This is a genomic window from Blastococcus atacamensis (assembly GCF_002938425.1).
In the GTDB taxonomy this organism is placed as follows: domain Bacteria; phylum Actinomycetota; class Actinomycetes; order Mycobacteriales; family Geodermatophilaceae; genus Blastococcus; species Blastococcus atacamensis.
This window is the reverse complement of the sequence record NZ_POQU01000013.1, coordinates 43,129-61,630: the sequence shown is the minus strand read 5'-3', so window position 1 is coordinate 61,630 and position 18,502 is coordinate 43,129. Positions and strand designations below refer to the sequence as shown.

Annotated in this window: 12 protein-coding genes; 5 read left to right on the top strand and 7 right to left on the bottom strand. The window is 75.2% G+C overall.

What is annotated here, in order from left to right; translation table 11 throughout:
• Positions 1 to 43 precede the first annotated feature (43 nt).
• The 3 genes from C5508_RS05665 to C5508_RS05655 all read right to left on the bottom strand — a co-directional run bounded on the left by C5508_RS05665 (position 44) and on the right by C5508_RS05655 (position 3,885).
• The gene (locus C5508_RS05665; RefSeq protein WP_198597907.1) at positions 44 to 1,678 is read right to left on the bottom strand and encodes a gluconokinase; all 1,635 of its coding nucleotides are present in this window, start codon (positions 1,676 to 1,678) and stop codon (positions 44 to 46) included.
• Between the two features lie 45 nt (positions 1,679 to 1,723).
• Positions 1,724 to 2,473: a class I SAM-dependent methyltransferase gene (locus C5508_RS05660; RefSeq protein WP_104523973.1), complete on the bottom strand. Its 750-nt coding sequence runs from the start codon at positions 2,471 to 2,473 to the stop codon at positions 1,724 to 1,726.
• 80 nt (positions 2,474 to 2,553) lie between these two features.
• Positions 2,554 to 3,885: an MFS transporter gene (locus C5508_RS05655; protein WP_232796940.1), complete on the bottom strand. Its 1,332-nt coding sequence runs from the start codon at positions 3,883 to 3,885 to the stop codon at positions 2,554 to 2,556.
• Between the two features lie 92 nt (positions 3,886 to 3,977).
• Between C5508_RS05655 and C5508_RS05650 the strand changes: the two genes are divergently transcribed.
• From C5508_RS05650 to C5508_RS05640, 3 genes are all read left to right on the top strand, one after another.
• The gene (locus tag C5508_RS05650; protein ID WP_104523971.1) at positions 3,978 to 4,610 is read left to right on the top strand and encodes a TetR/AcrR family transcriptional regulator; all 633 of its coding nucleotides are present in this window, start codon (positions 3,978 to 3,980) and stop codon (positions 4,608 to 4,610) included.
• Between the two features lie 92 nt (positions 4,611 to 4,702).
• A complete protein-coding gene (locus tag C5508_RS05645; protein WP_104523970.1) occupies positions 4,703 to 6,577 on the top strand; it encodes a hypothetical protein in 1,875 nt (624 codons plus the stop codon).
• 3 nt (positions 6,578 to 6,580) lie between these two features.
• Entirely contained in the window at positions 6,581 to 7,774 is a 1,194-nt protein-coding gene (locus C5508_RS05640; RefSeq protein ID WP_104523969.1) for an acyltransferase family protein, read from the top strand.
• Between the two features lie 23 nt (positions 7,775 to 7,797).
• On the opposite strand, the gene C5508_RS05635 is transcribed toward C5508_RS05640, so the two are convergent.
• From C5508_RS05635 to C5508_RS05625, 3 genes are all read right to left on the bottom strand, one after another.
• Positions 7,798 to 12,006, bottom strand: coding sequence for an alpha-(1->3)-arabinofuranosyltransferase domain-containing protein (locus tag C5508_RS05635; protein ID WP_104523968.1), 4,209 nt, complete (start codon positions 12,004 to 12,006; stop codon positions 7,798 to 7,800).
• 36 nt (positions 12,007 to 12,042) lie between these two features.
• Positions 12,043 to 13,017, bottom strand: a complete 975-nt coding sequence (locus tag C5508_RS05630) for a DUF3068 domain-containing protein (RefSeq protein ID WP_104523967.1) — start codon at positions 13,015 to 13,017, stop codon at positions 12,043 to 12,045.
• Between the two features lie 234 nt (positions 13,018 to 13,251).
• Complete coding sequence (locus C5508_RS05625; protein ID WP_198597906.1) at positions 13,252 to 13,977, bottom strand: class I SAM-dependent methyltransferase; 726 nt, start codon at positions 13,975 to 13,977, stop codon at positions 13,252 to 13,254.
• A gap of 76 nt (positions 13,978 to 14,053) precedes the next feature.
• Here C5508_RS05625 and C5508_RS05620 point away from each other — a divergent pair, with 76 nt between their 5' ends.
• Positions 14,054 to 15,418: a glycosyltransferase family 4 protein gene (locus C5508_RS05620; protein ID WP_104523966.1), complete on the top strand. Its 1,365-nt coding sequence runs from the start codon at positions 14,054 to 14,056 to the stop codon at positions 15,416 to 15,418.
• Here the strand turns inward: C5508_RS05620 and C5508_RS05615 are convergent.
• Positions 15,310 to 17,040, bottom strand: a complete 1,731-nt coding sequence (locus C5508_RS05615; RefSeq protein ID WP_104523965.1) for a hypothetical protein — start codon at positions 17,038 to 17,040, stop codon at positions 15,310 to 15,312. The two genes, C5508_RS05620 and C5508_RS05615, sit on opposite strands and share 109 nt — an antisense overlap.
• A 67-nt stretch (positions 17,041 to 17,107) precedes the next feature.
• Here C5508_RS05615 and C5508_RS05610 point away from each other — a divergent pair, with 67 nt between their 5' ends.
• Positions 17,108 to 18,400, top strand: a complete 1,293-nt coding sequence (locus tag C5508_RS05610; protein WP_104523964.1) for a polysaccharide biosynthesis protein — start codon at positions 17,108 to 17,110, stop codon at positions 18,398 to 18,400.
• Positions 18,401 to 18,502: the final 102 nt, after the last annotated feature.

Genomic DNA, 18,502 nt, shown 5'->3' with positions numbered 1-18,502 from the left:
TCTCACTTATTTTGTTTGTACTCTACTGCGCCCACCGTGATCTTCAGTCTCCTCTTCGTCGGCGGCGTCCGATGTGTATCATAGACAGGGCGTGGGGAGCGCTGTTCGCCGACGGGGTGCCGTCGTCGAGCGCGGTCAGGATGTCACCGAGGGCCGTCGTGGACCGGACCATCAGCGGGCGCAGCCGTTCGTAGACCTCGACGTCGGCGGGCTCGGGCAGCACCGGGTCGCCGACCTGGACCAGCCCGGTGGCGGCCTCGAGGTCCGGCAGGGCGCCCAGCGCGTGCAGACCCAGCAGCCCGGCGCCCAGCCCGGCGCCCTCGGGCGAGTCGGCGACCCGCACCGGCAGGTCCAGGGCCGCCGCGAGGACCCGCAGCCACAGCGCCGACGACGTCGAGCCGCCGGTCGCGCGCACCTCGCGCACCGGCAGCCCGGTGGCGGCGAAGGCCTCACGCACCAGGGCGAGCTGCTGGCAGACCCCTTCGACGGCCGCCCGCACCAGGTGGGCCCGCCCGTGCTCGCGGCGCAGGCCGACGTAGGCGCCGCGCAGACCCGGCCGCCACCACGGCGCGCGCTCCCCGAGCAGGTAGGGCAGGCAGAGCAGCCCCGCGCTGCCGGCCGGCACGCCCTCGGCCTCGGCCAGCAGCCGAGCGTCGAGGGCGTCCGCCTCCGGGCCCGTGGGCTCGGGGCCGCCGGGCTCCGCCAGCGCCCGGGCGGCCCAGCGCACGACCGATCCGGCGTTGTTCACCGCTCCCCCGACGACCCAGCGGTCCTCGGTGAGTGCGTAGCAGAACAGCCGGCGCCCGGGATCGACGACCGGCGCCGGCACGACGACGCGCATCGCCCCGCTGGTACCGAGCGAGACGGCGGCGACGTCGCTGCGGACCGCTCCGATCCCGACGTTGGCCAGCACGCCGTCGGACGCCCCGATCACCACCGGCAGCCCGGCGGGCAGGCCGGTGGCCCGCGCGGCGTCGGCGGTCAGGCCGGGGAGCACCGCCGTCGTGGGCAGCACCTCCCCGAGCTGCCCGGGCCGGACCCCGGCGACGTGCATCGCCTCGTCGTCCCAGCGCCCGGCGTGGATGTCGTAGAGCCCGCTGGCCGAGGCGCAGGACCGGTCGACCAGGTGCGGGCCACCGACCAGCGTGGCGACCACCAGCTCCTTGACCCCGCCCCAGCGCGGCACGTCGGTCACGCGGTCGGGGTCCTGCCCAAGCTGCCACGCCAGCTTCAGCAGCGGTGACATGGGGTGCACCGGAGTGCCGGTGCGGTCGTGCAGGCCGGCCGCACGACCGTCGGCACGGAGCACGGCCGCCTGCTCGGCCGCCCGGTCGTCGGCCCAGGTGATCACCGGTCCCAGCGGCGACCCGGCGTCGTCCATCGGCAGGAGCCCGTGCATCGCGGCGCTGAGCGAGATGCCCACCACCGCGTCGCCCCGCTCGCGTGCCCGGCGCGCGACGTCGGCGAGCGCCCCGATCGCCGCACGCTGCAGCGCACCGGCGTCCAGTTCGGCCCGGCCGGGAGCGGGCACCTGCAGCGGGTAGCCGACGCTGGTCACGTCACGGACCCGCCCGTCGGCCCCGGCGGTGACCGCCTTGGTGGCCGTCGTACCGGAGTCGAGCCCGATGACGACGTCCACGACACCTCCCCCGACGGACTCCTCGCAGAAGGTGATCATGCTCGCCCGCCTCGTCGGGCGGCAACCGCGGGCCGGCCGGACCGCTCAGCCCGTGGCGTCCGGGCGCCGCCGGATCACGTACCGCCGGGCGTGCCAGTGCGTCTCCGGCTCGTCGACGGCGGCGGCATCCACCACGGCGGCCCCGTGCACCGCGACGAGTTCGGCGACCCGCTCCTCCGGCACGCCGGTCATCCGCATCGGCGCCGGGTAGCCGAGCAGCCGGCGCTGCGCCCAGCGGATGAGCGGCACGGGCGCCACCCGCCACACCAGACCGCGCAGGGTCCACATCGGCCGCGTGGTGCAGTGCACCACCGCCACGCCACCGGGGCGCAGCACGCGCGCGAACTCGGTCAGGTAGGTCTCGAGCACGGCCCGCGGCAGGTGCTGCAGCACCCGCTCGGTGTAGACGAGGTCGAAGTGCCCCTCCGGGAAGGAACGGAGATCGGGGTCCTCGTTGAGCACGAAGGAGATCCGGCCGCCGCTGCGGTCCAGGCCGCGGGCCGTCTCCAGCATGGGCGCCGAGACGTCGAGGCCGACGACCTCCCCGGCGTGCTGCGCGAGGGCCTGGCTCAGCCGGCCGGCGCCGCAGCCGAAGTCCAGGACGCGCTCCCACGACGTCGGCAGACCGAGCCGGCGCAGCTGCTCGCGGGCGACCTCGACGTCCCGGCGGCCGAGCTCGAGGAACGCCTCGGCGTCCCACCGCCCGCCCCGCTTGTCAGCGGCCACGTGGACCGCCCAGAGCGGATCCTCCGCCCCCAGCGTGGCCCAGTCCCTGCGCACCTGCTCGAAGCTCATCGCACCCGCCGCTCTTCCGGACCTCGATCGCGGACCGTACCGCCGAGCACCCGCGGCTCCAAGAACCCGGACGGGTGCACTCAGCGGTAGGCGGAGCCCCCGCGGAGCCGGGCCCGCGCGGCCACGTGCAGCGGGGCGAGCACGATGCCGTCCTGCGCCAGCCGGGACCGCAGCTGCCGGCGGTGCCGGACCACGCCGGCCAGGCCGATCGCCCAGAACAGGTACTGGACCGAGAAGGCCACCCGGAACGCGTCCAGGTCGTAGTCCGTGGAGCCGCCGGGAGTGAGGAGGTCGAGCACCGCCCCCACCGCGAGGATCGTGAGCAGCGAGGCCACGAAGCCGCCGACGTTGACCACACCGCTGGCGCTCCCGTGCCGCTCCACGGGGTTCTCGGTGCGGGCGTAGTCGAACCCGATCATCGAGCCGGGGCCGTTCGTGCCCAGCACCACGACGAGCACGACGAGCAACCACATCGGCGCGCGCCCCGGCCACAGCAGGACGACGGTCCAGGTGGTGACGGTCGCGACCAGGATGCCGAAGACCAGCACCGACCGGCGCAGCGGCCAGCGCGCGCAGAGCCGCCCGAGCGTCGGCCCGACCCCCATGCCGACGACCACCAGCAGCGTGAGCAGGCCCGCCGCCGTCCCCGGCGTCAGCCCCTGCCCGACCACCAGGAACGGATAGCCCCAGAGCAGGGCGAAGACGGTGCCGGAGAACTGGGTGACGAGGTGGGTGTAGAGCCCGATCCGGGTGCCCGGCTCCCGCCAGGTGTCCACCAGGGAGCGGCGCAGCTGCGACATGTCGGGCGCGACCGGCCGCGGAGTTCCGGCCGGGGCGTCGCGCAGGGCCACCAGCACGAGGACGCCGACCAGCACGCCGGTGGCCGCGGCCCCGAGGAACGTGGAGCTCCACGACGAGGAGTGCAGGATCGCCACCAGCGGATAGGCGGCGACGATCGACCCGATCTGCCCGAGGATGCCGGTCAGCTGGGTGATCAGCGGGGCGGCCGTACCGGGGAACCAGAAGGAGATGACGCGCAGGACGCTGATGAACGTCATCGCGTCACCGGCACCGACGAGTACCCGGGCGGCGATCGCGGTCGGAACGTCCTCCGCCAGGCCCAGGAGCAGCTGGCCGGTGGCCATGGTGACCGCGCCGGCCAGGATCATGCGGCGCGAGCCGAAGCGGTCCAGCGCCACTCCCACGGGCACCTGGAGCGCCGCGTAGACGGCGAGCTGGAGCACCAGGAAGAGCGAGACCGCCGACGCCCCCGCGGAGAACCGTTCCTGGGCCTCCACGGCCGCCACACCGAGCGAGGACCGGTGGAACACCGCGACGGCGTAGGCCAGCAGGGCGACCACCCACATCGCGTACGCGCGGGCCGTCGGGCGGGTTCCGGGCGGAGGGGTCACGGTAGGACGACGTCTCGCCCGCCCCGACACTTCCGCCCCCGGCACATGAGATGCGTCACGGGTCGATCGGGCGCAACTAGAGTGCGCTGCCGATGGACAAGCTGGTCGACCTCACCGACGACCCGGCCGTGGACGACGGACACCGCCGCGGCCGGATCCTCTGGGCACTCGCCACCTGCATGGCCGCGAAGGGGTACCAGGCGACCACCATCTCCGACATCGCGCGCGAGGGCCGGGTGTCGAAGACGATCGTCTACGCGCACTTCCAGGACAAGGAGGAGTGCCTCCTCGAGCTGTACAGCCGCGCCAACGACAAGGTGCTCGAGACCGTCCACCGGGCGCAGGAGACGGCGCGGGCCGCCGGACTGCCCTGGCGGGCGCGGTTGCGCGCGGGGATCGGCGCCTACCTCGAGACGCTCGCCGCCGGCCCCACGGTGGCCTGGGCGGCACTGGTGGAGGTCCAGGCCGCGGGTCCCCGCGCCCGAGCGCTGCGCCGCGAGGTGCTGGACCGCTACGTCGACCTCATCTGCGAGGTCGCCACCGGGCTCGCGGCGGAGCACCCCGATGAGGTGCGCCCGGTCGGCCGCCAGCTCGTGCTCGCCGCCGTCGGTGGCATCAACGAGTTGATCCTCGTGCGGGTCGAGCGCGGTGAGACCGAGCGGCTCCGCGACGACGTGGATGCGGCGACGTCGGCGGTGGTCGGTCTGCTGGAGCGCCGGCCCTAGCGCGTACGGGTAGTGGTACTGACGGGTACTACCGCTGGGTAACCGCGCTGTCTACGCTGAGCACCGAGCCGGCGCGCAGGGAACGGAGCCCCATGAGTGCACCCCCGGGCGTCGACGCCGACGCCCCCGTGGCGGTCCCCTCGCGCCAGGGTCCGGCCGTCCTGCAGTTGCGCATCGACCGCGACGCCGTGCTGCCGACCCTCGTGGCGCTGCTCGTCGCCGCTCACCTCCTCCTCCGGGGCTGGACGGCCGCAGGCGGCTGGCTGGCCGGCCCGGACTTCCTGGCCGCCGCGGTGGCCGCCGGTCTCCCCGTCGACATCCCCGGCCCGCCCGGTGCGGCCGCCGTCGCGGGGACCGTCGCCGCCATCGCACCGCTCTCCTGGCCGGCGCTGGTGGGCCTGGAGCTCCTCGCGCAGCTGCTGGTCGACCTGGCGCTCTACCGGCTCCTGGTCGACCTCGTCGGCCGCCGGCCGGCCGTCCTGCTCCCCCTCGCCGTCTACCTGGCCAGCTCGGTGACCCTGGTCGGGGGTGTCTGGTGGAGCGCTGCACTGGTGCAGCTGCCCCTCCAGCTGGCGCTCCTCACCGCCCTGCGGGGTCACGTCCGCCACCTCCGCACCGGCGCCCGCGCGGCGATGGTCAGCAGCGCGGCCGCCGTCGCCGGAGGCGTGCTCTTCGCCGTCGAGGCCGCCCTGATCCCGCTGCTCCTGGCGGCGGCCACCGCGATGTGGGCCACCGCCGGCCCGATCCGCGCCCGCGTGCGGGCGCTGGGTCGGCTGCGGACGGTCTGGGTGGCGCAGCTTTTGGCCGTGGCCGCCGGGGTCGGCGTCCGGCTGCTGGTGGCCGGGCCCCCGCTGGTGGAGGTCACCGCCCTGGCCGAGGGCGCGCGCGACCTGCCCGGCACGCTGACCCGCACCGTCCTGCCCGGCCTGGTCGGGGGGCCCTGGAACTGGGCGCCCGACATCACGCCGCTGGCGACGCCGGATCCGACACCCGGCCTGGTCTGGGGCGCGGCGGCGGTCATCGGCGCGGTCGTCGTCGCCGCCGTCCTCCTCCGGCGCGGGGCGCTGCGCGCGTGGCTGCTCGCCGCGCCGGCGATCTCGGTCGTCCTGCTCGGGGACGCCTCGTCCGCCGTCGCGGGCACCGGCGCCGCCGCTGTCCCGGCCGACCTGGTGCCGCCGGCTCCGGTGGCGGTCCTCGCCGCGCTCGCGCTCGCCCTGGCCTTCCTCCCCGTGCAGGACGCGCCGGTCGTGCTGCGCCGCCGCAGCTGGACGACCCGGCCCGCGGCGTCCGGTCTCGTCGACCGGCTCGCCCGCCCCGGGATCGCCGCAGCCGTGGTCGCGGCCCTCGCCGTCGGCTGCGTCCTCTCGACGACCACCTTCTCCCGGTACTGGTCGGCCAACGTCGGCCACGAGTACGTCCAGAACGCCGCGGCCGGCCTCACCGGGCGGACCGACCTCGTGGTGGCCGACGCCGCGGTGCCCGACGGCGTCGTCCCGGCGGAGCTCGAGCCGGCCAATCGCACCTCCGTCGTGCTAGCGGGGTTGCCTCGGCTCCCTCCCTTCCTCGCGGAGGGGCAGATGGTCGCCGAGCTGGTCACCCTCGACGGCGAGGGCAACGCCCAGCTGGCCGTGGTGGACCCGGAGGTCGCCTCGGGCACCGGGCCGGACGAGAACTGCGGGTGGCTGGCCGCCGCTGACGCGGCACGGGTGGTGCTGCCCCGGGAGAGCGGCGAGGGCCGCTGGCTGGTGCAGATCTCCTACTTCGCCGGGAAGGAGAACGGGGTCCGCGTGACCGCCGGCGACACCGCCGGCGCGGGCCTCGCCGCGGCCGGGGTGCACAACCTCTTCCTGCAGGTGAGCGGATCGGTCGACCGGGTCGAGCTCGAGATCACCGATCCGGAGGCGCCTCTCTGCGTCACCTCGGTGGCCGTGGGGCAGCCCCGTGCCCTGGCCGGGGCGGGGAGCTGACCCGTGCGCTACCCCGCGCTCAACGGCCTGCGCGCACTCGCCGCCACCGCCGTCGTCACCACCCATGCGGCGTTCTGGACCGCCTCGTACACGCCCGACACCGTGGGCTACGCCCTCGCCCGCCTTGACGTCGGCGTGGCGGTCTTCTTCGCGCTGTCGGGCTTCCTGCTGTCCCAGCCGCTGTTCCGTGCCGCGGCGCAGGGACGGCCCGCGCCGCGCCCTGCGGCGTTCCTGTGGCGGCGGGCGCTGCGCATCCTGCCCGCCTACTGGGTGTGCGTCGTGGTCGCGATGCTCTTCCTGCCCGGCAACCGCGAGATGGGCGCCGGTGACTGGCTGCGGTTCCTCACCCTCACCCAGATCTACTCGCGGAACTGGCACGCCGAGGGGCTGGACCACGCGTGGAGCCTCTGCACCGAGGTGTCCTTCTACGTCCTGCTCCCCGTGATCGTCGGCGGGCTCCTGCGGCTGAGCGGCGGGACGTGGCGCCCCGGCCGGATCCTCGCCGTGCTGGCCGGGGCCTCACTGCTGGGCTTCGGCTGGTTCGCGTGGGCGGCCTCGGACCCCTTCCTGCTGGGCTCGCTGACGTTGTGGCTGCCCGCCTACGTCTCCTGGTTCGCCGCGGGCATGGCGATCGCGGTCCTGTCCGTGGCCTCACCCGAGTGGAGCCCGGTGCGGCGGGCGCACGAGCTCGGCAACAGCCCGTGGACCTGCTGGGGGGCCGCTCTCGCGCTGTTCTGGGCGGCGTCGGGCCCGTTCACCGGCGCCGTGGACCTCACCAGCGCCCTCACCGCCGCCCAGGGCATCACCAAGCACGTGCTGTACACCCTGATCGCCGCACTGGCGGTATGGCCGCTGGTCTTCGGCGACCAGACGGCGGGCCGCGGACGGCGGTTCCTCGCGTCCCGGCCGATGGACTGGCTCGGCGAGCGGTCCTACGGTCTCTTCCTCTTCCACATGCCGCTGCTGCTGATCATGTGGGAGGTGTTCACCCACCACATCGCGCTCGTCCTGCCCGTCACCTGGGTCGTCGCCGTCGGAGTCGCGGCCCTCGGCTACCGCGTGATCGAACGCCCCCTCGTGCAGCGCTTCCGCGACCTCGTCCCCGACCAGCCGGGAGCCCGCGCGGAGCCCGACGGCACCGGCGCAGGTGGCCATGCCGGCGGGGTGCCGGCGGAGACGGCAGCCGGCCGGAGCTGAGGCCTCCGAGGAAGCGCGCCCCGTCAGCCGGCAGCTGCCCGCCGGGCTCCCGACATCCGGAGCCGGCCGGGCGTTCCGGGCAGCACCCCCGCGACGACGGCGGCGACGGCCACGAGCGCGAGCACCTGACGAGCCGTCGCCGTGCCGTCGGGCAGGATCAGCAGCAGTGCTCCGGCGATGGCCGGCGCGAGAGCGGCCGTTCCGCCCAGCACCTGCCGGCCAGCGGTCCCCGCGGCGCGGCCGACGGCGTACAGAGCGCCCAGCGCCAGGATCCCGACCACCCCGCCCACCAGGGCGATCCCGCCTGCAGCGGCCAGCACCAGGGCTGCGGTCGCGATCCGGCTGCTGCGACGCGCCGCGAGCGGCCGCTGCCTCCTTGCCGGGACGGCTCCCAGGACGACCAGCAGCAGCACCGCCCCGGCGCCGGCGGCCAGTGCGCTGCGGTAGACGGCGCCCGGGCCGAAGTCGAGGTCCACCGTCGTGGCCGCGCCGGGCGGGAGGACGTAGCCCTGCTGCCAGCCGTCGACGGCGACGGTCTCCAGCGCGCGGCCCCCGATCGAGGCCGTCCAACCAGCGTTGGTGTTCTCCGGGACCACGAGCAGGGTGGGCTCGTCCCGCTCCCCCACCTCCACGCGGCGGTGCTCGTCGTCCCAGCGCACGACCTGCGCCGCACGGCGGCCCGGACGCGTGTCGTCGACCCCGCTCCCGGCGCGGGTCAGCGTGGCCGAATCGACGGTCAGCACGTCGGTGCTCGCCGCGACCAGCCGGTGCTCCCCCGCGGCCAGGCGGAGGGCCGCGCCGTTCCCGCACGGCTCCAGCCGCAGCGGCGCCAGCGCGGTCAGCTCGCCCAGGGTGGTGTCGGCCGAGGTCTCGACGGGCTCGCCGTCCACTGTGACGACGGGTCCGCTGCCGCAGGGGATCGGAACGGGTGCGCCGGCATCCGGAGCGGGGTTCTCCCCGCCGATCTGCAGCTCGCTGACCCCGACCCCGAGGCGGTCGGTCCGGAACGTGTACGGATCGAAGGAGTCAGCCTCCAGCGGCAGGGTCAGCCCGACCACCAGCCGGTCTGTGGTGATCGCCGGGAACCGCACGCTGCCGTCGTAGTCGAGCGAGAGCAGCTGGGGAAGGCCCCCGACGTCCAGGGTGACCGCGGTCGCGACCGCGGCGGGCACGCCCGGGGTCGTGACCACGCGGAGCGAGTCGAACGTGCGGGGCTCGGGCCAGCTGAGCTCGAGCGTCGGCGACTCGTCGTCGCCGGCGGCCAGCCAGGAGGTGGACGGGTCACCGTCCACCGCCGCCCGCGCGCTCGCCCTGGGGTCGTCGACCGCGCTGCTGCTGGCCACCACGCCCACCTCGTCCCCGTGGGCCGCGGCCAGCAGCGCGTCGAGAGCAGGCCCGGGCCGGGGCACCGCGGTCACCTCGAGGTCGTGAGCGGCGGGACGGGCGACGGTGAGGACCCGGTCCAGACCCTGCGGCTCCTCGGCGTCCTGGACGAGGGTGCCGGCGCACCGCGGGCCGTCGTCGCGCACCAGGCAGCCCGCGACCCCGGGATTCGCGGCGTCGAAGGCGTAGACGTCCACCTGCTCCCCGGGCACGGGGGTGACCACCGACCGCGTCACCGCGACGCCGGGCAGCTCCACCTCGGCGAGCGCGAGGGCCCCGGCGTCGTCGTCGGTCGGGATCGGCGCGATGGTCAGGGTGCTGGTGCGCCCGGGCGGCAGCGGCAGACGCTGGGGGTCGTCGGAGTCGGCCAGCGCGACGGTGAAGGCACCCGCGTCCGTGGTGAGCCGGACCCGGGCGGGCTGCTCCTCCCCCGACCGGTCGAGGGTCACGGTGACGGTGGAGGCGAGGAACGCCCGGTCGGTGTCCAGGCGCCACCAGACCGGGGAGGGCGTGCCGGCCTGCAGAGCGGGACGCCAGGCCGTCCGCGGATCGCCGTCGACCGCGGCCCACGGGGAGGATCCCGGCCGCGCCCCGCCGACGTTGCCCGGGTCCGAGGCGGAGCTGGCCGCGCTGGGCGTCCCGCCCCCGTAGCGGACGACGCTCTGCGCAGCACCGCCGGACACGGGGAAGTCCGGGACGGTGCCGGACAGCCGCAACGGGTCGTCGGCCGCGAGGCCGGCCGACTCGGCTGCGGTGACCCGCCCGAAGGTGCGCTCGCGCCGGACCAGGGCATCACCGACCATCACGTGGCCGGTTCCGGCGCCGGCATCCCCGGCGAGCACCGTCGGCCGGTCGGTGAGGAGGCCGCGGTCCTCCAGTTCCAGCACGGCGTCGGGTCCGCCGTGCACCGTGACCGCGTCGGACAGGGGCGCGGTCCACGCCCTGGGCGCCGTGTCGGTCACGGCGAAGATCTCCACCGCCGGTCGCGGCTCCTGCAGTCCGGCGTCGTAGAGCAGGCCCTCGGTGGGTGTCGCCTGCGGGAAGTCCGGCCCGAAGCCGGCGACGCGGCGGATGCCCGGCGAGTCGCGGAGCGCCTGCCGCACGAGCTCGGAGCGGGTCGACGCGGCCAGACCGACGTCGAGGTCGTTCCTGAGCACCAGGTGCGAGATGCCGGCACGGGCGAGGTAGCGGGTCAGCCCCACCGAACCCTCACCCCGGGCGAGCCGCTCCTCCACCGTGTCCAGCATGCGGATGTGCGCGGCCGGGGTCAGCGGGACGGCGTTGCGGACCTCCCACGGCGAGTCCGCCAGCGCCTGCAGGGGCTCGTCGTTGGTCGTGCCCCACGCGTACGTGCCGAACGAGGAGCCGGGCACCAGCAGGGCCCGCCCGCTCGGCCGGGCGTCGGCGAGGTAGTCCGCGGCCTCCTGCCAGTGGACCGGGATGTCCTGAAAGCTCCCCGGCGGCGCCATCCGGCCGCCCACCGCCGGTGCGGCCGTGACCACGAGCGCCAGTCCCAGGGCGGCCAGCGCGGCACGGGACCCGTTCCGGACGCCCTCGCCCCACCAGGCAGGGCGGCGCGGGTACGCCGGCCAGGGCCCGGCCGCGCCACGCAGGAGGACGGACACGAGATGGGCCAGTGCCAGCGCCAGGGGCAGCCGGAGCACGGGCTCGAACTTGTGCACGTTGCGGAGCGGGGCCAGGACCCCGTCGAGGGCGTCGTGCAACGGGTCGGCGAGGAGCCCCTGCACAGGAGCCAGGTGTCCGAGGGAGACCAGGACGACGCCGCTGAGCAGGCCGAGGACCAGCCAGGTGCGCTCGGGCAGGCCGCGGCGGGTCAGGGCGAACAGTCCGGCGGCGGCCAGGACGACCGTGCCGGCGACGGGGAGGAGCTCCCGGGCCAGTGCCCATCCGGCCGGCCACTGCGGGCCGATCGGCGTGGCGAGGTAGGCGACCCAGTGGGAGGTGCCGCGCAGCACCGACGTCAGGTCGGTGGGCGTCGTCGTCGTCCCGGCGGTCTCGATGAAGTCCAGGAACGGTGGGCTGTAGCGACCCAGCAGCACGAGCGGGACCGCCCACCAGCTCGTCGCCAGGACGACGGACGCACCCCACCACGCGATGAGCCGACGGCGGAAGAACCCCGGCGGGCGGGTGAGGAGGTACAGCACGGGCAGCGGGAGGACCGCCGCGGTGGCCACCGCGTTCACGCCGCCGACGCAGAACACCGCCAGGCCCGAGAGGGCCGCGGCACGCCGCGCCGACCCGGAGCGCTCCGCTCCCACGAGGGGCAGGAGCACCCACGGGGCCAGGGCCATCGGGAGGACCTCGATGCTCACGCCGCCGAGCAGGGACACCATCCGTGGCGCCAGGGCGTAGGCGAGCCCGGCGACCACCGCCGCGACGGGCGGGCCCATCCGGAGCCGCCGGACCAGGAAGACCACGCCGAGGAAGGCGGCGCACAGCAGCAGCGCCCACCAGAGCCGCTGGACCATCCACATCGGCAGGCCGGTGGCCTGGCCCAGGGCGAAGAAGGGCCCCATCGGGAACAGGTATCCGTAGGCCTGGTTCTGCACCTGGCCGGCGAACCCCTCCGACTCCCAGAGCCCCAGCGCCCGCGCGAGGAAGGCGAGCGGATCGACGACGAGGTCCAGCTTGGTGTCCGCGACCAGCCGGCCGGGCGCCTGCGACAGCGCCAGCGCGGTGAGCGCGATGCAGACCGTGGTCAGCCGGAGGCGCCACACCATCCGGCTGGTACCGGTTCCCTCGTCGTCGCCGGGGCCGCCCGGCGTCGGAGAACCCACGGAGCCCGCCGGACGGAGTCCGGCGGGCTCCGTGGTGAGGGTGCTTGCCATGGGTCCTTACTGCAGGGAGCTCGTCCCCGCCGGGAGTCAGCGCGTGGCGTCCTGGAGCTGCGGCTTCTCGGCCGAGTGGGCCGGCCGGGTGGCGGTCCGCGGGCCGCGCAGGGCCAGGTACAGACCGCCGGCCAGCGCCAGGAGCCCCACCAGGAGCAGGACCAGCGGAACCACGTTCTTGATCAGGTTGATCTTCCCCGCGGTGTCCTCGGCGCGCTCCACGCCGGCGGCGATGGTCTCGTCGGTGCCGGAGAAGGAGCCACCCAGGACCGTCGCCCCGATGGTGCCGTCAGGGCCGCGGAGGACGGTCCGCGGCTCCTCGGAGGCGGTCACCTGGACACCGCTGGTCGGCTCGATGTACATCGTCCGCTCGTTGCTGTAGACGACCTCGGCCTGCACCGTGCCCTCGTCCGAGCCCACCAGGCCGCCGGGGACGCTCGTCTCGCGGATCACCGTCTCGGGAACGGTCTGCACGAACTTGTAGACCTCGAGGCCCTCGAGCTCCTCGACGCCCTCGAAGCGCGCCGGGAAGGCCTGCCCGGTCGTCGCGTTGAACACGTCGTAGTTCCGCTTCTCGGTCCCGAACGGGAAGGTCAGCGTCAGGCCCTCGATGGAGCGCTCGCGGTCGTAGTCGACGTGGTCGGCGTCGCACTCGACGGCGACGGCTTCCCGACGGTCGATGCACACGCGGTAGGTCGAGGCGTTCAGCAGCTTGCCGTCGGGGTCGGTCATGGTCGACCCGAAGTTCCAGACGGCGACGTCGTCGCCGGCGTCCTTCGAGTCCGGGTCACCCTGGACGCGCTGCTGCACGTCGGCCTCGAGGCCACGCAGCTGCCGCATCTGGCCGAGATCGAGGTAGTCGACGTCGGTGCCCTTCGCCGTCGGGCTCGCGGTCTGGTCCAGCGGGAGACGGACGAGCGTGTCGACGAGGACGAGGCGGACCAGCAGGGCCGCGACGATCGCGAACGCTCCCAGCCCGACCAGGCCCAGTCCGATGGCACGACGGCGCATGGCGAAGGTCCTCCAAGTTCGGCGCGACGGCTCCTACGGCATCGCGGCGCGCGTCACAGTACTGGCCAGTAGCCACGGAACGACAGGCCGGTACGCCCGGTTACCGCCCATCCGGGCAGAAAACCGTGCCCATTCGCGGCGGGCCCGTGTCCGGCGTCACCCGAATGGCGGAAGCGAGCCCGGTACGGACGCGTACCGAGATCAAGAAAATCTTTCCGCGTCGCCATGACACACCTACCTCCTGCGCATCACCACCACCAGGTTCCACGCGACGACCTCCCGCAGACCCGGCACGGAGACGACCCAGCGCGCCCACCACGGGTGGTAGCGCGGATAGGTGGCGAGGACCTCCACGTCGGGGCACGCGCGGGCCCAGCGCAGCGCGGCACCGACCGACACGGCGAACAGGCTCTCGCCGAACCGGTTCTTCGGCTCCTGCCCGGTCCGCCGCCGGTACCGGCGCCGCGCGTACCGGCCGCCGAGGTAGTGCCAGGGACCCGTCTCGTGACCACCGTGCGGAGACCACCACGGCGTGAAGGACAGGAAGACCGTGCCTCCGGGACGCGTCACCCGCACCATCTCCGCGGTCATGACCCACGGGTGCGGCACGTGCTCGAGGACGTTGGAGGAATAGCACACGTCGACCGCCCCCGTGCGCACCGGGAGGGCCTCCCCGCTGCCCCGCACCGTGCCCGGTTCTGGCGCGCCACGGGCGACCATCTCCCCGGCGTCGGGCTCCAGGCCGACGTAGATCGCGCCGGCCCGGCGGAACGCTTGCGCGAAGTAGCCGGGGCCACCACCCACGTCGAGCACCGTCGCCCGGGCCAGGGACACGTGCCCGGACAGCTGCTCCACCGAGTCGCGAGCGAGGGTCTCGTAGAAGAGGTCCGGGTCGGACTGCTCGCGCAGGAATACCCGGAACAACGCAATGGATCGCGCCAACGTCGCGGTGCGTGCCATTTCCTGCGCATCCCTTCCTCGTGGTGAATGGGCTGGTGGAAATGCCGGTACCGGTAGGTACTCTCCCGCGGTGCCCATGCGATCAACGGCAATCGACGTCCTGTTCGTCAACTGGCGGGACGCCAGCCACCCCGAAGGCGGGGGGTCCGAACGGTACGTGCACCGGATGGCCGAGGGACTCGCGGCAGCCGGGCTGCGCGTCACCCTGCTGTGCGCCGCGCACGACCGGGGACCGGCCGAGGAGATGGTCAACGGCGTCCACGTGGTGCGCCGTGGCGGCCGGATGAGCGTGTACCCGCGAGCTCTGGCCTTCGTCCGGGAGCACCGGCCGCGCCTGGTCGTCGACGTGCAGAACGGCCTGCCCTTCCTCAGCCCGCTGGCCGGCTCCGCCCCGGTGATCAACCTGGTGCACCACGTGCACCGCGAGCAGTGGCCGATCGTCTTCGGCCGGATCGGCGGAGCCGTGGGCTGGTGGCTGGAGTCCCGGATCGCGCCGCGGCTCTACCGGCGCTCGCGCTACGTCACCGTCTCCGGGGCGACCGCCGGCGAGCTCGCGGGGCTCGGGGTGGAGCCCGAGCGGATCACGATCGTTCCCAACGGCATCGAGCCCCCGCCCGCGGTGACCGCGCACCGGTCGCCGAGCCCGCGGCTGGTGGTGCTGGGCCGGCTGGTTCCGCACAAGCGGGTGGAGCACGCCCTCGAGGTGGTGGCGCGTCTGCGCCACCGCTGGCCGGACATCCGGCTGTCGGTGGTCGGCGAGGGCTGGTGGGCCGACGAGCTGGCGGCCACCGCCGAGCGTCTCGGCGTCACCGACCTGGTCGAGTTCCAGGGCTTCCTGGACGAGCAGTCCAAGCACGAGGAGCTCGCCCGCGCGTGGGTGCACCTCTGCCCCTCGGTCAAGGAGGGCTGGGGCCTCGTCGTCAGCGAGGCCGGGCACCACGAGGTGCCGACGGTCGGCTACCGGTCCGCTGGGGGCCTCACCGAGTCGGTCCTCGACGGGCGCGCCGGGCTGCTGGTCGAGGACCTGGACGAGTTCACGGCCGCCGTCGAGCGGCTCCTGGCCGAGGAGACGACGCGTCGCACGATGGGACGCGCCGCCGCACGGCACGCGGCGTCGTTCAGCTGGCCGGCGAGCGTCTCCGCCTTCGCCACCGTGCTGCGCGCCGCGGCCGGGGACTCAGCCGCGAGCGCCGTAGTCCAGGACGTTGGTCGTTCCCTGGCTGCTCTCCTGGACGGAGTTGTCCGGGTTCACAGCGGCCTGGACACCGAGGACGGCGGCCGCCGCGAGCCCGCTGCCACCGCCGACGGTCAGCAGGAGGGCGATCAGGGTCTTCATCGAGGAACTCGTTTCCATGAGGGAGGTCGACGGGCCGTCACGGTAGAGGTCGCCGCGATGATCCACAACACCGCCACGACGCAGACGCCCAGCGCCAGCGCGTGAGTTCCTCCCACAGCGGTAACCCGGACGGGCGAAGGAGAGGGCGAGGACGCGGCACCGGGCACCCGGTGGAGGCGCAGGTCGGCACCCTCGACGACGACCGGCAGCCCGGCCACCGCGGCAGGGATCGGGCGACCGGGGGTCCCGCGCTCGACGAGCACCCAGCCGACGCCCAGCCGGGCCAGTTCCTCCGGATCGCCGGCGGCCGCGGCGACGGTCCGGGCACGCTCGTCCTCCCCCGCGACCGGGCGCCCGCCGACGACGAGCTCGTCGTCGGTCACCGTCGGGCGCGGCAGCCAGCGCGGCGCCGGGTCCAGCTGCGGCCGCTCGTCGTTCCAGCCGAAGGCGCGGTAGGCGCCGAAGGGCAGGACGAGGACGTCGCCGTCCCGGTCGGCCAGCGCGTCCCGGACCCGCTGCCAGTCCGCCGGGTAGTCCACGGCCTGCAGTCGCCCCCCCACGCCCCAGGCCAGGTCGGGTACGGCGAGCACCGGCAGGAGCGCCAGCACGGTCGCGAGTCCCAGACCGGCCGGGCGACCTCCGCGCGCCCGCGCTCCCTCGAGCAGCCGCCCAGCCCCCAGGCCGGCGCCGATCGCCACCGGCAGGGCCCACCAGGCGACCCACTTCTGCCCGTCGCGCAGCAGCCCGGCGCCGGGGACGGCGCCGACGGCCCACTCCAGCAGGTCCGACGCCCCGGGCACCGTGCCGGCGCAGGCCAGCATCACCCCGACGCCGCCGAGGACCAGCAGGCCGGTGGCGGGGCGGGTGTGCATCCGCCGCGCCGACCACCCCAGCACAGCCAGGCCCAGCACGAGCAGCGTGAGGAGCGGGACCAGGACCGAGGCCCGGCTCCCCGGTACCGCGCCGGCGTTCCAGATGCCCCCGCCGCCGAGCACGGCGAGCAGCGTTCCGCCCCATCCCTCAGCCCGCGCGGCGAAGGCGGCGACGCCTGCCGGGTCGGAGATCCCACCGGCGGGGTGGAGCGCTCCGGCGACGATCCAGGGGGCGGAGAGCACGAGCACCCCGCCGATCGCGACCGGTGCCCGGGCACGGCCGACCGTGACCAGCACCACGGCCCCCGCGAGCACCGATCCGGTCGGGCTCAACGCGGCGGGCGCGACGGCGACCAGCAGGCGGGGCAGCGCACCGGGGGTGCCGGCGCGCAGGCGCAGCGACTGGCGGAGGACCCACGGCAGCGCGGCGTAGGCGACCAGCAGCGTCCAATGGCCGATGAGCGACCGCTCCGCCACGTACGGGCTCCAGCCGTACACCAGACCGGCCACGAGCGCGGCCGGTCCGCGGCTGCCGTCCTCGCCCGGCGGCAGGAGCCGGGCCGCGCCCAGCACCGCGAGGTAGACGGTCCCGACCAGCACGACCTTCTGCAGCAGCTGCCCGGGCACGACGCTGGTCAGCAGTCCGACGACGGCGTCCACCGGGACGGCCCGGGGCAGCGATCCGCCCAGGCCCAGCGCGTCGACATCCAGATCCTGGCGCGGGACGAACACCATGTCCCGGAGGAGCACGAAGCCGGGGGCCAGCGCGGGTCCGGTCACCAGCAGCGCGACGACGAGGGCGAGCACGCGGGCCGGCCACGGCCTCGCGTCGGCGAGGGTCCATCGCTCGTCCACCTGCTGGGGATCTCCTGTTCCGACACCCGCGCGCCGGGTTCCCGGTCGACGTCCGCAGAGTAAGGGGGTGAGCGCGCTGAGACCGAGCACCCGCCGGGGAGGACGCCCCGACGGCGCCGCCGCGTCGTCCCGGCTCCTCGGGGCGACCGCCGTCGTCACCGTCGCCTACCTCGGCGTGAACGCGCTGGCCTACGCCTTCACCGTGTTCGCCGCCCGGCAGCTCGCGCCGTCGGCCTACGGCGAGCTCGCCGCGCTGCTCAGCGTGCTGCTGGTGGGCTCGGTCCCCGCCTCGGGCTTGCAGACCGCCGCGGCGCTGCACCTGGGCGGCCGGGCGGGTGACGAGCGCACGGTCGCCCGCCTGCACGCCACGACCGTCTCGCTCGGGGCCGCCGTCGCCGTGCTCGGGCTCCTGCTCGTGCCCGTGCTCGTCGAGCTCCTGCACCTGCCGGCCGTTCCCGCCGCGGTGTGGCTGGCGGCGCTCCTCCTGCCGCAGACGATGGTGCAGGGCTACCAGGGCCTGCTGCAGGGCTCCGGGCGGTACCGGCGGCTGGGCGTCGTCGTCCTCGTCCTGGGCGCCGGCAAGCTCGCCGGCGGGGTCACCGGCTTGCTGCTGGGGGGCAGCACCTCCGCGGCGCTGGCCGGCATGACCGCCGCCGGCGCCCTGGCCGCCGTCGTCGGCTGGCTGGCCGCCGGCCGGCCGGGTCTGGCGTGGGGGGCACGGACCCCGCTGGTCGCTGCGCTGCGCGCGGCCGGCGCCCTCCTGGGCTTCACCGTGCTGCTCAACCTCGACCTGCTCCTGGCCCGGCACCACCTCCCGGCCGGCGCCTCCGGCGAGTACGCCGTCGCCTCGATCGTCACGAAGATCGCCTTCTGGCTGCCCCAGGGCGTCGGGGTGGTGCTGCTCCCCCGGCTGGCCGACGCCGCCGGTCGCCGGCGGGCGCTGCCGCTCTCGCTCGCCGCCGTGGGGAGCCTGGGCGCCGTGCTGACCCTCGGCACCGCGGTCGTCGGCGGGGCCGCGCTCCCGCTGATCGGCGGCGCGGCCTACGGCGGCACGCTGGGCTCGGCCACCTGGATCTTCGCCGCCCTCGGCACGCTCCTGGCCCTGGCCCAGCTGATGCTCTACTCCGGCATCGCCACCTCCGACCGCCTGGCGACGGCCGCCGTCTGGACCGCGGCCGGCGTGGAGGCCGTGGTGGTGCAGGCGCTCGCCGTCACCGGCCGGTTGTCCCTGCTCTCCCTGGGTGGAACGGCGCTGATCACCGCCGCTGCCCTGGTCGCGACCGGTCTGCTGCGGTCGCGACGCGTCCGCGCGGTGCCCGCGATGACCGCCGACGAGATGGTGCCGGCGACCGGCCCGTGATCAACAACGCCTCCCGGAGGACTACTCCGCCCCCCGTCAGGGCAGGAGCAGCGGCGTCGTCCGTCCGGGCCGGCTCCGGCGACCGGACGGCATCCTCGGCCC